Genomic DNA, 13,904 nt, shown 5'->3' with positions numbered 1-13,904 from the left:
ATACTGAGGCAGACTCTTGTTTTGCTTTAGGCACACGCCATGCACTTTGACCTGATCGACCTGCGCCTCTACCTGCATATCCTCGACACCGGCAATATCACCGCAGGCGCGGCGCGCAGCCATTTATCCCTGGCGGCGGCGAGCGCACGTATCCGCGTGATGGAAGCGTCGCTGGGTATCGAGTGCCTTGAGCGCGGCCGTCGCGGTGTCACCCCCACCGCCGCCGGTAAGGCCCTGGCCCGACATGCCCGCCTGCTGCTGCAACAGGCCGAGCATCTGCAACAGGACCTGGCGGAATACGCCAAGGGGATCAAGGGCCAGGTGCGCCTGCTGTGTAACACCACGGCCCTGAGCGAATACCTGCCGGAATTGCTGGCGGACTTTTTGCGCGAACATCCCAACCTCGATATCGACCTGCAGGAACTGCCGAGCCTGCGCATCACCCAGTCGTTGCGCCAAGGCACGGCAGACCTGGGAATAATCTCCGACGCAGTGGATACCCACGGCCTGCAAACCCTGCCGTTTCGCGATGACCCGCTGGTGTTGATCCTGCCCCTTGATCATCCCTTGGCAGCCGGCACCGTGAGTTTTATCGACAGCCTGCAACACGACTTCGTGGGCCTGACCGCCAACAGCGCGCTGGCGGTTTACCTGGAGGAACAGGCACTGCACAGCGGCTTTCGCTTGCAGACGCGCATCCGCGCCGAGGGGTTTGATGGGGTGATGCGCATGGTCGCCCGGGGCGCCGGCCTGGGCATCGTGCCTCAGGCCGCCCTGGATCGCTGGCCATCAGAGCGCCGCTTCAAGGCCCAACCCTTGCGCGAAGAATGGGCGTGTCGACAGCTGTTGTTATGCGCGCGCTCGTTCGACCATCTACCGGGTTACGCCAGGGCCTTGTTCGACGCGCTAGCCCTGCCCTTGCGGAAAAACCCGTAGTACACCGCCGACAGAATCAGCAGGAACGGCACGCCGAACACCAGCGTCATTTTGAACGCCTCGGTGAAGTACGTGGTGATCATTACCGCCCCCATCAGCAGCAGGCCCAGCAGGGTGCTGTAGGGAAACAGCCGCAACTGGAACGACAGCTTCGGCCCGCCATGACGCTGGCGATAGCGACGGAAGAACAGGTGCGTGAGAAAGATCATGAACCAGGTGAAGATCGCGCCGAACATCGAGATCGCCATCATCAGGGTGAACGAGCTTTCCGGATACACCACGTTCAACAAGGTCGCCAAGGCGATCCCCGAGCTGGACAACAGCAAGGCATTCAGCGGAATGCCGCTTTTGCTCAACGCCCCCATGGACTTGGGCGCAAACCCTGCGCGCGACAGGCTGAACATCATGCGCGTGGTGATGTAGAGCTGGCTGTTCATCGCTGACAACGCCGCGATCAGGATCACGAAATTCATCACGCCGGTGGCGCCGGGAATGCCGATGGTCTGCATCACCGTGACGAACGGGCTCTGGGTTTGCCCGGCCTGGCTCCATGGCACGATGGCGAGCATCAGGGCCAGGGTCAGCAGGTAGAACACCACCAGGCGCACAATGGTCGCGCGAAAGGCCTTTTTCACCGCCTGCTCCGGGTCGGCCGCTTCACCGGCGGCCACGGCGATCATCTCCACGCTCAAATAACTGAAGATCGACACAATCACCGCGATCCACATTCCGCTCAGGCCATGGGGGAAAAACCCGTCGTGAGACGTGTAGTTGTGCACGCCGTACTCCGGGTTGCCGGAGCCGAACACCACGTACACCGCAAGGATGATGAAGCCGACAATGGCGCTGATCTTGATCGTCGAGAACCAGTATTCGAAGTTACCGAAGGTTTTCACGCTGATCGCATTGAGCAGGATCAGCACACTGGAAAACGACACGATCCACACCCACTCCGGCACATTGGCGAACCAGTACTTCATGTACATCGCCACCGCCGTGACCTCGGCGCCCACCGCCAGCACAATTGCCGCCCAATAGGCATAGCGCACCAGAAACCCGGCCAGCGGGCTGATATAAAACTCGGCGTAGGCGCCGAAGGAACCCGAGGTGGAGTGGGCCACCGTCATCTCCGCCAGGCAGCCCATCAACAGCAAGGTGATCAATGCACCGATGGCGTAGCTCACCAGCACGCTGGGCCCGGCATAGCCGATGGCATAGGCGCTGCCCATGAACAGCCCGGTGCCGATGGCGCCACCGATGGCGATCATGCTCATCTGGCCGGAGGTGAGCTGGCGCCTCAGGCCCAGTTCGCGGTGGGTGATCTCTGCAAAGCCGTGGTCTGGCGTGGTCACGTGGCGTGCCCCTTTATTATTGTGATTGCACTGTTTTTTGGTTAACACACTGTCCCTGTGGGCGCGAGCAAGCCCGCTCCCACATTTTTACTCTGCGTTTACTCAGGTAACGCTGTTGCGGACTTTGAATTGCGGCTGGTCCCAAGTGCCGTTATCGAGGATTTCGCCAAGGATCTGCACGGCGTCGAAGACCTCGGTGAAGCGGGTGTAAAGCGGGGTAAAACCAAAGCGCATGATGCGCGGTTCGCGGTAATCGCCGATCACACCACGGGCGATCAGCGCTTGGATCACCGCGTAGCCTTCAGGGTGTTCAAAACTCACATGGCTGCCACGCCGGGCGTGCTCACGCGGCGTGATCAACACCAGGCCGTGGGCAGCGCAGCGGGTTTCGACCAGCGCGATAAACAGGTCGGTCAACGCCAGGGATTTTTTACGCAGGCTGACCATATCGGTCTGAGCAAAAATCTCCAGGCCGCATTCCACCATCGCCAGCGAGGTGATCGGCTGGGTGCCGCACAGATAACGCGCGATGCCGACGCTGGGTGTGTAGGTCGACTCCATGGCGAACTGTCGGGTATGCCCGAACCAACCCGACAACGGCTGGCGCACCACATCCACCAAGGCCGGGTTGACCCAGACAAACGCCTGGGAGCCCGGCCCGCCGTTGAGGTACTTGTAGGTGCAGCCGATCGCGTAATCGGCGCCGGCCTGGTGCAGGTCGACAGGCACCGCGCCCGCCGAATGCGCCAGGTCCCAGATGCTCAGCGCGCCGCATTCATGGCTCAAGGCAGTGAGTGCCTGCATGTCATACATGTAGCCGGTCTTATAGTTGACGTGGGTGAGCATCACGACCGCCACATCCTGGTCGATGGCCTGGGGCAACTCTTCCGGGCTGTTCACCAGACGCAGGGAATAGCCTTGCTGCAGCAACTCGGCCAGGCCCTCGGCGATATACAAATCCGTGGGGAAGTTGCTCGCCTCGCTGACGATCACTTTGCGCTCAGGCTGGCGTTGGCGCTGCACGCTCAACGCGGCGCTGAGCACCTTGAACAGGTTGACGGAGGTGGTATCGGTGATCGCCACTTCGCCATCCTGTGCGCCGATCAACGGTGCCAGGCGATCGCCCAGGCGCAGTGACAGTTGCGCCCAACCGGCGCTGTTCCAGCTGCTGATCAAACCATCGCCCCATTCCTCGGCAATCACCTGTTGCGCACGCTCAAGGGCCGCCACCGGGCGGGCGCCCAAAGAGTTGCCGTCGAGGTAGATCACCCCCGCAGGCAGGGCGAACCGGCTTCGCAGCGGGGCAAGTGAATCCTCGGCATCGAGGGTTTGGCAGTGGCTTCGAGTGGTCATGGGTTGTCCTGATTTTTATAAGTGACGACTGACCAAATAATGAACGAACTTTTAGAGAATTTTCGTGCAAAGTGGCGTGCAACAGGCTAATTAAGCTGTAGGAAATTCGAATTTGACGCCCAAACACGCGGATTTATTCTAACCATGATTCTCGACGCCACCGACCTGCGCCTCCTGCATTTCCTGCAACTGGATGGCCGTATCAGCAACCAGGAACTGGCGGAAAAAGTCGCCCTGTCACCCTCGGCCTGCCTGCGCCGTCTGCGCCTGCTGGAAAGCGAGGGAATCATCAGCGGCTACCGTGCGGTGTTGAATGCCGAGCAGTTGGGCATTGAACTGGAGGCCATCGTGCACCTGTCGCTGCGCCAGGATGTGGAGGACTGGCATGAGACATTCATCAAGAAGGTGCAGGGCTGGCCGGAAGTGGCCAGTGCGTATGTGATTACCGGGGCGAGCAACTATGTGTTGCGGGTGCAGGCGCGCAACCTCAAGCACTTTTCGGACTTCATCGTGAACCACCTGAACCGCACGGCCGGGGTGATGGATATACGTTCGGAGATCGTGCTGCAGAAGATCAAGGATCGGGATGAGGTGCTGGACCTGGTCATCCGCAAATAACGGCGACAATACAGATCAAATGTGGGAGGGGGCTTGTCCCCTCCCACATTTTTGACCGCGTTCAGTCTTCCAGGGCACGCACGCGCTGCATGCGCTTTTGCTCTACCGGCGCAGCCGCAGGCTGCAGCTCGAAGTCAAAATCAATCTGCGCAAACCGCCCTTCCACACCCAACTCCCGCGCCAGTTGCTGGTCGTCACTGAAGCGAATCTCGGCAATCAACTCATCCCGCGTGGCGTAGGCGAAATCATCATGCAGGTACGGGTCATCCGACAGGTTGATCTGCGTGGTCAAATGCCGGTACCCCGGCGCCGAAATGAAGAAATGAATATGCGCCGGCCGCTGTCCATGACGCCCCAGTTGATCGAGCAGTTGCTGAGTCGGACCCGTCGGTGGGCAGCCGTAGCCGGACGGCACAATACTGCGAAAACGGTAGTTGCCCTGGGCATCGGTCTCGATGCGCCGGCGCAGGTTGAACTCCGACTGCGCTGGGTCGAACCACGAATAAGTGCCGCCGGTATTGGCCTGCCACACATCCACAATCGCCCCCGCCAGCGGCTTGCCATGGGTGTCGCGTACCTGACCGCGCATAAACAACGGCACCGCGTCGTCCAGGCCATCATCCAGCCGCGCTTCGTACTTGCTCAGCGGCGCTCCGGCCACATACAGCGGGCCTTCGATGGTACGCGGCGTGCCGCCGGACTTGCCCGCCTGCTCATCGGCAGCGTCCATCAGCAGGTCCAGGTAATGTTCAAGGCCAAGGCCGGCCGCGAGCAAACCAGCCTCCTGATTTTTGCCCAACTCATTGAGGTAATTGACCGCCTTCCAGAACTCTTCCGGGGTCACTTCCAGGTCTTCGATGATGTTCACCGTGTCGCGCAGGATGCGGTAAATCAGAGTCTTGGTGCGCGGGTTGCCGCCATCATTGAGGTTACCGCTGGCTTCTTCGAGAAACTGTTGAGCATGGGCAGTCTGGGAAAGTCGGATGGACATGGTGCACTCCTCATCTTGTAGTTATTCGGTATGGAACAGGCTTAACGGTCGTCCTCATGGATCGACGATGGGTGACGACACAGGGCGTTCACTTCGATGGTCATGTAGGGGAAAAGCGGCAATTGCATCAGCAGGTCGTGCAGCGCCTGCACACTGTCGACATCGAACACGCTGTAGTTGGCGTAGTGCCCGGCGATACGCCACAGGTGGCGCCACTTGCCCTCTTGTTGCAGGCGCTGCGCCAAGGCTTTCTCTTCGGCCTTCAGGCCGGCTGCGCGTTCGGGGTTCATGTCCAACGGCAGGTTTACGGTCATTTTTACGTGGAACAACATGGCAGGCACCTCTTAGTGTTTGTCACGACGCAAGAACGCCAGGCGCTCGTCGTCGAGGGTCAGGCCCAGGCCCGGTGCGGTGGAGACATGCAGTTGGAAATCGCGATACACCGGTGGCTCGGCAAGGATGTCCTCGGTAAGCAACAGCGGGCCGAACAGCTCGGTGCCCCACGCCAGTTTGTTCAGCGTGAGAAAGGCATGGGCCGAGGCCAGGGTGCCGATCCCCCCTTCAAGCATGGTGCCGCCATACAGGCCGATACCTGCCGCTTCGGCAATCGCAGCGGTGCGCAACACGGCACGGGGGCCGCCGTTCTTGGCAATCTTCAGGGCGAACACTGAAGCCGCACCTTCGCGGGCCAGGTTGAAGGCGTCTTCCACACACTCGATAGACTCGTCGGCCATGATCGGCGCCGGGCTCGACAGGTTGAGCCGCGCCATGCCGCCACGGTTGTTGCGCGAGATGGGTTGTTCGATCAGATCGATACCGTTATCGCCCAGCACCTTGCACGCGCGCAGGGCCACGGCTTCGTCCCAGGCCTGGTTGACGTCGACTCGCACACTGGCGCGATCACCCAAGGCCTTTTTGATCGCGATCACATGGGCCAGGTCGCGGTCCACCTCACCCGCGCCGATCTTCAATTTGAAGAGGCGGTGACGACGCAGGTCGAGCATCTTCTCGGCCTCGGCAATGTCCAGCTCGGTATTGCCGCTGGCCAGGGTCCAGGCCACGGGCAAGGCATCACGCACGCGGCCGCCGAGCAGTTCGCTGACCGGCAGGTTGAGACGTTTGCCCAGGGCGTCGAGCAAGGCCGTTTCGATGCCGGATTTGGCGAAGGTGTTGCCGCGAATGCTGCGCTCCAGGCGCAGCATGGCGGCGTTGATATTGCTCGCGTCCTGGCCGATCAGCAGCGGTGCGAAATGCCGGTCGATGTTGACCTTGATGCTGTCGGGACTTTCGTTGCCATAGCTCAGGCCACCAATCGTGGTGGCTTCGCCGATGCCTTCGACGCCGTCGGTGCAACGCAGGCGGATGACCACCAGGGTCTGGTTTTGCATCGTGTGCATTGCCAGCTTGTGCGGGCGGATGGTCGGGAGATCGACGATGATCGTTTCGATCGACTCGATGGTACAAATCGGCATGACTATACCCACTGGGTTCTTTATTGGTTTGAGCCGATTCTGTCCCGCAATTTTATTGGGTTCCAATATAGAATTAGTCTCGATCAATACCATAAAGGTATGAAAGGAGCCGACATGGAACTGCGTCATCTGCGCTATTTCCAGGTACTGGGTGAAACCCTGAACTTCACCCGCGCCGCCGAACGCCTGCACATTGCCCAACCGCCACTGAGTCGGCAGATCCAGCAATTGGAAGAGGAACTGGGGGTCATCCTGCTGGAGCGCGGCCGACCGCTGCGGCTGACCGAAGCCGGGCGGTTTTTCTATGAGCACGCCAACGTGCTGCTGGAGCAGTTGAACACGGTCTGCGACAACACGCGGCGCATCGGCCAGGGCGAGAAGACCTGGCTGGGCATCGGTTTTGCGCCGTCGACCCTGTATGGCGTACTGCCGGAGTTGATCCGACGGCTGCGCAATCACGAGACGCTGGAGCTGGAGTTGGGGCTGTCGGAGATGACTACCTTGCAACAGGTCGAAGCCCTCAAGGCCGGGCGCATTGATGTGGGCTTCGGGCGCATTCGCATCGATGACCCGGCTATCGTCCAGCGCGTGCTGGTGGAAGATCGACTGGTGGCCGTGCTGCCTGCCGGCCACCCGCTGCTCGCCGCACCCGCGACCCTCGCTCAATTGGCCGCCGAGCCTTTTGTGCTTTACCCCGGCAACCCGCGTCCCAGCTATGCCGACCATGTGATCGCGTTGTTCGACGCCCATGGTTTGAGCCTCAAGGTCGCACAGTGGACCAACGAATTGCAGACCGCCATCGGCCTGGTTGGCGCCGGCATGGGCGTGACGCTGGTGCCGGCCTCGGTGCAGGTGTTGCACCGCGCCGATATCGGTTACACGCCGATAGTGGAAACCACCGCGACCTCGCCGATCATTCTCAGCCGGCGGGTAAATGACCAGTCGCCGGGGCTCACTCATTGCCTGCAACTGGTGGAAGAGTTGCTGTAGAAGCGAGCTTGCTCGCGAAAAACCCGAGGGCGCCGCATTCATCCAGGGAGCCTGCGTCATCGTTAACGTTTTTCGCGAGCAAGCCCGCTCCGACAGGGTCAGCGGTGGCGGCGTGCATCGTTGCGCTGCTGGGTCTGGCTCGGCGACTCGTCGAACAGTTTGCGGTACTCCGCGGAAAACCGCCCCAGGTGGGTAAAGCCCCAGCCCAAGGCGATTTCGGAAATGGTACGGGTAGCACCGTGTTCCAGGATTTCCTGGCGCACAGCCCCCAGCCGGTGCTTCTTCAGATAGGCCATGGGCGACAGGGCAAAGTACTTGCGGAAGGCATCGAACAGCTTGAACCGAGAGACACCCGCCGCGATTTCCAGGTCTTCCAGGTGCACGGCTTCACGGGCATTGTCGTGGATGTACTGGCGTGCACGGATCAGATAGTGCGGCAGTTTCACGCCGAGCACGTCGCGCAGCTCTTCGGAATAATTATTCGGTTGGGCCAGGATCAACCCTTTGATCAACGAGCTTTCGAGGTCTCGGGTAAACGCCGTCTGGTCATACAATTCGCTGCTGTGTTCCAGCTCCGCAATGAAGTAACGCGCCATGCGCCACCAGGACGCCGAGGCGCCTTCCACCGCGTCCATCACCGACTCAAAGCGCAGCGGCGCTTCAATCGGCCGTTGCAGCAAGCCCTCGAGTGACTCACTCATCGCCGCCCGCGTAATCACGACCTGCAACTTGCGGCAGTCACCGGAAATCGCCAGCACCTGATGCTCGTTGGGCGAGATGATCACCCCTTGGTCACGATTGGAACTCAGGCGCTCACCGTTCTTGCTCAACTCTTGCTCGCCCACCAATGGCAGGCTGAGGCTATAGCTGCTGAAGTGCTCGGCATCTTCGATGTCGATGGTCACATCCGTGCCGTACTCGATCACGCCCAGGGTGGTGGCGCGGGACTTGAGCACATTGGCGCTGTGATGGAACCGCAGGCGTTCGGGCGTGGCCGTTACCAGTCGATGCGGCCCGCAAATACCGGACATCCAGCTGCAGGCGCCTTCCAGGTCGAAGCGTTGAATCGTTTGGCTGCTCATCAGGGTGCACCCACGGCGGTTAGGCTGTTGCGCGCTCTGGCGGCGCGTCGTTGTTGTTTGACAGCAAGTAATGCGCCACGCCGGCGCAATTGCCAGCGGGTGGATAACAATGGTCGACTAAGTGGATAAGAAGCCGACTTTTGCGACCATCGCCCCGCAAGACAGTAGCGCATCCCGTCACCGCTATGCACCGGGTTGGGTATTTGCTGCCCAATTATCCGGAGCAGGATCACCCACTAAGCGGATAGCCCACGCCCTGCCCCGCTGCCTCTAATAAACCACCGATTAGCTCTAATGCCAGTCAGTTAAGGGTGAACGCTGTATGTGTGGCGAGGGAGCTTGCTCCCGTTGGGCCGCGAAGCGGCCCCGCTCTTTGTTTACAAAGAATGGGACTGCTGCGCAGTCCAGCGGGAGCAAGCGCCCTCGCCACAGGTTACTTTTTAGCCTTTCTCCTTCTTAACTGACTGGCATTAACCGATTAGCCCTGTCAAAAAAGGTGCCTCCCATGAGTGGTGCAAGAAGTGTCGAGCAGTGGAAAACGTTTATTGAAGGCTGCCTGGATTTTCGTCCGGCGGATGAAGTGTTCCGCATCGCCCGCGACATGTTCACCGAGCCGGAACTGTTCGACCTGGAGATGGAACTGATCTTCGAAAAGAACTGGATCTACGCCTGCCACGAAAGCGAGCTGGCCAATAAGCACGATTTCGTAACCCTGCGCGCCGGGCGTCAGCCGATGATCATCACCCGCGATGGCGAAGGCCAGCTCAATGCATTGATCAACGCCTGCCAGCATCGCGGCACCACCCTTACGCGGGTCGGCAAGGGCAACCAATCCACCTTCACCTGCCCTTTCCATGCCTGGTGCTACAAGAGCGACGGCCGGTTGGTAAAGGTCAAGGCGCCGGGGGAATACCCGGAAGGTTTCGATAAGGCCACCCGCGGCCTGAAAAAGGCGCGCATCGAGAGCTACAAGGGCTTTGTGTTTATCAGCCTGGACGTGAACGGCAGCGACAGCCTGGAAGATTTCCTCGGCGACGCCAAGGTGTTCTTCGACATGATGGTCGCCCAGTCCGCCACCGGAGAACTGGAAGTGCTGCCGGGCAAATCTGCGTACACCTACGACGGCAACTGGAAACTGCAGAACGAAAACGGCCTGGACGGTTATCACGTCAGCACCGTGCACTACAACTACGTGGCCACGGTGCAGCATCGCCAGCAGGTGAACACTGAAAACGGCAGCGGGTCTGCCGCCACCCTGGACTACAGCAAGCTCGGCGCCGGCGATGCGAATACCGACGACGGCTGGTTCGCCTTCAACAATGGCCACAGTGTGCTGTTCAGCGATATGCCCAACCCCAGCGTGCGCTCCGGCTACGCCACCATCATGCCGCGCCTGGTGTCCGAACACGGCCAGCAAAAGGCCGAGTGGATGATGCACCGCCTGCGTAACCTGAATATCTACCCGAGCCTGTTCTTCCTCGACCAGATCAGCTCGCAGCTGCGCATCATCCGCCCGGTGGCGTGGAACAAGACCGAGATCATCAGCCAGTGCCTGGGGGTGAAGAACGAAACCGACGCCGACCGTGAAAACCGCATCCGCCAGTTTGAAGACTTCTTCAACGTGTCCGGCATGGGTACGCCGGATGACCTGGTGGAGTTCCGCGAAGCACAGCGCGGTTTCCAGGGCCGCCTGGAGCGCTGGAGCGATATTTCCCGTGGCAGCCATCGTTGGGAAACCGGGCCAACGCCCAACAGCGAAGCCATCGGTATCCGCCCGGCCATGACCGGCACCGAGTTCACCCACGAAGGCTTGTATGTGAACCAGCACCGCAACTGGCAGCAGTTCCTGCTCAACGGCCTCGATCAACAAGCGCTGAAGCTGCGGGAGGTGAAGTGATGGATGCCCAATTGCAGTACCGGATCGAGCAATTTTTCTACCGTAAATCCGAGCTGTGCGACGCTCAGGATTGGGACGCCTATGTGCAGTTGTTCGACCTGCAAAGCGAATTCCACCTGCCGCAGTGGGATTCGGAACACGTCTATACCCGCGATCCTAAGCGGGAGATGTCGTTGATCTACTACGCCAACCGTTCGGGCCTGGAAGACCGAGTGTTCCGCTTGCGCACCGGCAAGGCGGCTTCGGCGACGCCGATGCCGCGCACCCTGCACCTGATCAATAACGTGCGGATTGCCGAGCAGGCGGATGGGACGCTGGAGGTGCGACTGAACTGGCACACGCTGTTTTATCGCCTGGCCACGTCGGAGCAGTTTTACGGCCACGCCACCTATCGCCTGAAACCCGATGGCGACAGCTGGTTGATCACCCGCAAGCACGCGTTGCTGCTTAACGACACCATCAACTCGGTGCTGGATTTCTATCACCTCTAACGGTGGCGCACTCCCCTGTAGGAGCGAGCTTGCTCGCGCCTACAAGGGGTCACATATAAATCCATGGAGAATGGTGGATGAATCACAAAGTGGCGTTCAGTTTTGCCGATGGCAAGACGCTGTTTTTCCCGGTGGGCGCGAATGAAATCCTGCTGGATGCGGCGCTGCGTAACGGTATCAAGATCCCGCTGGATTGCCGCGAAGGCGTGTGCGGCACCTGCCAGGGCCGTTGCGAGTCCGGCGACTACAGCCAGGATTATGTGGATGAGGAAGCCCTCTCCAGCCTGGACCTGCAACAACGCAAGATGCTCAGTTGCCAGACGCGGGTGAAGTCCGACGCGACGTTCTACTTCGACTTTGATTCGAGCCTGTGCAATGCGCCGGGCCCGGTGCAGGTACGTGGCACGGTGAGCGCGGTGCAGCAGGTGTCGACCAGTACGGCGATCCTGCAGGTGCAGTTGGATCAGGCGCTGGATTTTCTGCCAGGCCAGTACGCGCGCCTGTCCGTACCTGGCACACACAGCTGGCGCTCGTATTCCTTTGCCAACCTTCCGGGTAATCAACTGCAATTCCTGGTGCGCCTGTTGCCCGATGGGGTGATGAGCAACTACCTGCGCGAGCGTTGCCAGGTGGGCGATGAGCTGTTGATGGAGGCGCCACTCGGCGCCTTCTACCTGCGCCATGTAACCAAGCCCTTGGTGTTGGTGGCAGGCGGCACCGGGCTGTCGGCCTTGCTGGGCATGCTCGATGAGCTGGCGGCCAACGGCTGTGAGCAACCGGTGCACCTGTATTACGGCGTGCGTGGGGCCGAGGATTTGTGCGAAGCGGCGCGTATCCAGGGCTACGCCTCGAAAATCGCTGACTTTCGCTACACCGAGGTATTGAGTGACCCCTCGCCCGAGTGGCCCGGCAAGCGCGGCTACCTCACCGAGCATTTCGACCTGGCCGAATTGCGGGACAGATCGGCGGATATGTACCTGTGCGGTCCCCCTCCAATGGTCGAATCCGTCCAACAATGGCTGACGGATCAGGCGCTTAACGACGTTCAGCTGTATTACGAAAAGTTTACGCAGAGTAATATCTGAACCTCAGTACTTCTGAGGGGCAGATGCGGCGTGCACTTACCCTAAGAAAAACAAGTAGAAGGGAATGTTAATGGCGGATGACATGGTTAACCCGGTAGGCCTCAAGCGTGGCCTGAAGAACCGGCACATTCAGTTGATCGCCTTGGGAGGGGCCATCGGTACGGGGTTGTTCCTCGGCTCGGCCGGAGTGCTCAAGTCGGCGGGACCGTCGATGATCCTCGGCTACGCGATTGCCGGTTTTATCGCGTTCCTGATCATGCGCCAGCTCGGCGAGATGATCGTCGAAGAGCCGGTGGCCGGTTCCTTCAGTCACTTCGCCCACAAATACTGGGGCGGTTACGCAGGCTTCCTGGCAGGCTGGAACTACTGGGTGCTCTACGTGCTGGTGGGTATGGCCGAACTGACGGCGGTGGGCAAATACATCCAGTTCTGGTGGCCCGAGATCCCGACCTGGGTCAGTGCACTGGTGTTCTTCGTGGCGGTGAACCTGATCAACACCCTGAACGTGAAGTTCTTCGGTGAAGCCGAGTTCTGGTTCGCGATCATCAAGGTGGTGGCAATTGTCGGCATGATCGTGCTCGGCTGCTACCTGCTGTTCAGTGGCAGCGGCGGCCCGCAGGCGTCCATCAGTAACCTGTGGAGCCACGGTGGTTTCTTCCCGAATGGCGGCATGGGGCTGTTGATGTCCATGGCCTTCATCATGTTCTCGTTCGGTGGCCTGGAGCTGGTGGGCATCACCGCCGCTGAAGCCAGTGAGCCGCGCAAAGTGATTCCGAAAGCCATCAACCAGGTGGTGTACCGGATTCTGATTTTCTACGTCGGCGCCCTGACCGTACTGCTGTCGCTGTACCCATGGGACCAACTGCTGCAAACCCTCGGCGCTTCAGGCGATGCCTACAGCGGCAGCCCGTTTGTGCAGATTTTCTCGCTGATCGGCAACGATACCGCCGCGCACATCCTCAACTTCGTGGTGCTGACCGCGGCGCTGTCGGTGTACAACAGTGGCGTGTACTGCAACAGCCGCATGCTGTTCGGCCTGGCCGAGCAAGGCGATGCGCCCAAGGCGCTGATGAAGCTGAACAAGCAAGGCGTACCGATTCGGGCCCTGGCGATTTCGGCGTTGGTGACGATGCTGTGCGTGGTGGTCAACTATGTGGCACCGAAGAGTGCGCTGGAGTTGCTGTTCGCTCTGGTGGTTGCCTCGCTGATGATCAACTGGGCGCTGATCAGCATCACCCACATCAAATTCCGCAAGGCCATGGGCGAACAAGGCCTGACGCCGTCGTTCAAGACCTTCTGGTTCCCGTTCAGCAATTACCTGTGCCTGGCATTCATGCTGATGATCATCAGCGTGATGCTGGCGATTCCAGGCATTCGCGAGTCGGTGTATGCGATGCCGGTGTGGGTGGGGATCATCTACGTGGCGTATCGGTTGCGGATGAAAAACGCGAAAACCGTGACCGCATAAATCCCCTGCAAAGGAAGTGTTCCGCCAACAAAAAGCCCCGGTCATCCGGCCAGTCAGTTAAGCGATAGAGCGGACAACGAGTAACCTGTGGCGAGGGAGCTTGCTCCCGTTGGACTGCGTAGCAGGCCCAGTCTTTTCAAAGCTGGGGCCGCTTCGCGGCCCAGCGGGA

General features: G+C 60.1%; 13 protein-coding genes. 7 read left to right on the top strand and 6 right to left on the bottom strand.

From position 1 onward, the window contains the following. Positions 1-39 precede the first annotated feature (39 nt). The gene (locus EXW71_RS18680) at positions 40-936 is read left to right on the top strand and encodes a LysR substrate-binding domain-containing protein (RefSeq protein ID WP_134660247.1); all 897 of its coding nucleotides are present in this window, start codon (positions 40-42) and stop codon (positions 934-936) included. Here the strand turns inward: EXW71_RS18680 and EXW71_RS18675 are convergent. After that, positions 882-2,288, bottom strand: coding sequence for an amino acid permease (locus EXW71_RS18675; protein ID WP_134660248.1), 1,407 nt, complete (start codon positions 2,286-2,288; stop codon positions 882-884). The genes EXW71_RS18680 and EXW71_RS18675 overlap by 55 nt on opposite strands. A 102-nt stretch (positions 2,289-2,390) precedes the next feature. Further along, on the bottom strand, positions 2,391-3,641 hold the full coding sequence (gene kynU, locus EXW71_RS18670; protein WP_134660249.1) for a kynureninase: 1,251 nt from the start codon (positions 3,639-3,641) through the stop codon (positions 2,391-2,393). 144 nt (positions 3,642-3,785) lie between these two features. Between kynU and EXW71_RS18665 the strand changes: the two genes are divergently transcribed. Further along, a complete protein-coding gene (locus tag EXW71_RS18665; RefSeq protein ID WP_123715915.1) occupies positions 3,786-4,259 on the top strand; it encodes an Lrp/AsnC family transcriptional regulator in 474 nt (157 codons plus the stop codon). Positions 4,260-4,320: 61 nt separating this feature from the next. On the opposite strand, the gene catA is transcribed toward EXW71_RS18665, so the two are convergent. Genes catA through EXW71_RS18650 form a run of 3 tightly spaced genes read right to left on the bottom strand, consistent with a single transcriptional unit; the run spans position 4,321 to position 6,722 of the window. Beyond that, a complete protein-coding gene (gene catA / locus EXW71_RS18660) occupies positions 4,321-5,250 on the bottom strand; it encodes a catechol 1,2-dioxygenase (RefSeq protein ID WP_123715914.1) in 930 nt (309 codons plus the stop codon). Between the two features lie 41 nt (positions 5,251-5,291). Then, positions 5,292-5,582, bottom strand: a complete 291-nt coding sequence (gene catC / locus EXW71_RS18655; protein ID WP_123715913.1) for a muconolactone Delta-isomerase — start codon at positions 5,580-5,582, stop codon at positions 5,292-5,294. Positions 5,583-5,594: 12 nt separating this feature from the next. Further along, the gene (locus EXW71_RS18650; protein WP_134660250.1) at positions 5,595-6,722 is read right to left on the bottom strand and encodes a muconate cycloisomerase family protein; all 1,128 of its coding nucleotides are present in this window, start codon (positions 6,720-6,722) and stop codon (positions 5,595-5,597) included. 114 nt (positions 6,723-6,836) lie between these two features. On the opposite strand from EXW71_RS18650, the gene EXW71_RS18645 reads away from it, so the two are divergent. Further along, complete coding sequence (locus EXW71_RS18645) at positions 6,837-7,712, top strand: LysR family transcriptional regulator (protein WP_134660251.1); 876 nt, start codon at positions 6,837-6,839, stop codon at positions 7,710-7,712. A gap of 98 nt (positions 7,713-7,810) precedes the next feature. On the opposite strand, the gene EXW71_RS18640 is transcribed toward EXW71_RS18645, so the two are convergent. Next, the gene (locus EXW71_RS18640; protein WP_134660252.1) at positions 7,811-8,794 is read right to left on the bottom strand and encodes a helix-turn-helix domain-containing protein; all 984 of its coding nucleotides are present in this window, start codon (positions 8,792-8,794) and stop codon (positions 7,811-7,813) included. Positions 8,795-9,299: 505 nt separating this feature from the next. Between EXW71_RS18640 and antA the strand changes: the two genes are divergently transcribed. The 4 genes from antA (at position 9,300) to EXW71_RS18620 (ending at position 13,735) form a co-directional block, all read left to right on the top strand. Continuing rightward, positions 9,300-10,691, top strand: a complete 1,392-nt coding sequence (antA, locus tag EXW71_RS18635; protein ID WP_134660253.1) for an anthranilate 1,2-dioxygenase large subunit — start codon at positions 9,300-9,302, stop codon at positions 10,689-10,691. Beyond that, positions 10,691-11,182 (top strand): anthranilate 1,2-dioxygenase small subunit, encoded by a 492-nt coding sequence (gene antB, locus EXW71_RS18630; protein WP_134660254.1) that lies wholly within the window; start codon positions 10,691-10,693, stop codon positions 11,180-11,182. The genes antA and antB overlap by 1 nt, the downstream gene beginning before the upstream one ends. 77 nt (positions 11,183-11,259) lie before the next feature. Next, complete coding sequence (antC, locus tag EXW71_RS18625) at positions 11,260-12,267, top strand: anthranilate 1,2-dioxygenase electron transfer component AntC (RefSeq protein WP_134660255.1); 1,008 nt, start codon at positions 11,260-11,262, stop codon at positions 12,265-12,267. 70 nt (positions 12,268-12,337) lie between these two features. Next, entirely contained in the window at positions 12,338-13,735 is a 1,398-nt protein-coding gene (locus EXW71_RS18620) for an amino acid permease (protein WP_134660256.1), read from the top strand. Positions 13,736-13,904 lie beyond the last annotated feature (169 nt).

Source organism: Pseudomonas sp. BCA17, from assembly GCF_004519405.1.
In the GTDB taxonomy this organism is placed as follows: Bacteria; Pseudomonadota; Gammaproteobacteria; order Pseudomonadales; family Pseudomonadaceae; genus Aquipseudomonas.
This window is presented reverse-complemented; position numbering and strand designations above follow the sequence as displayed.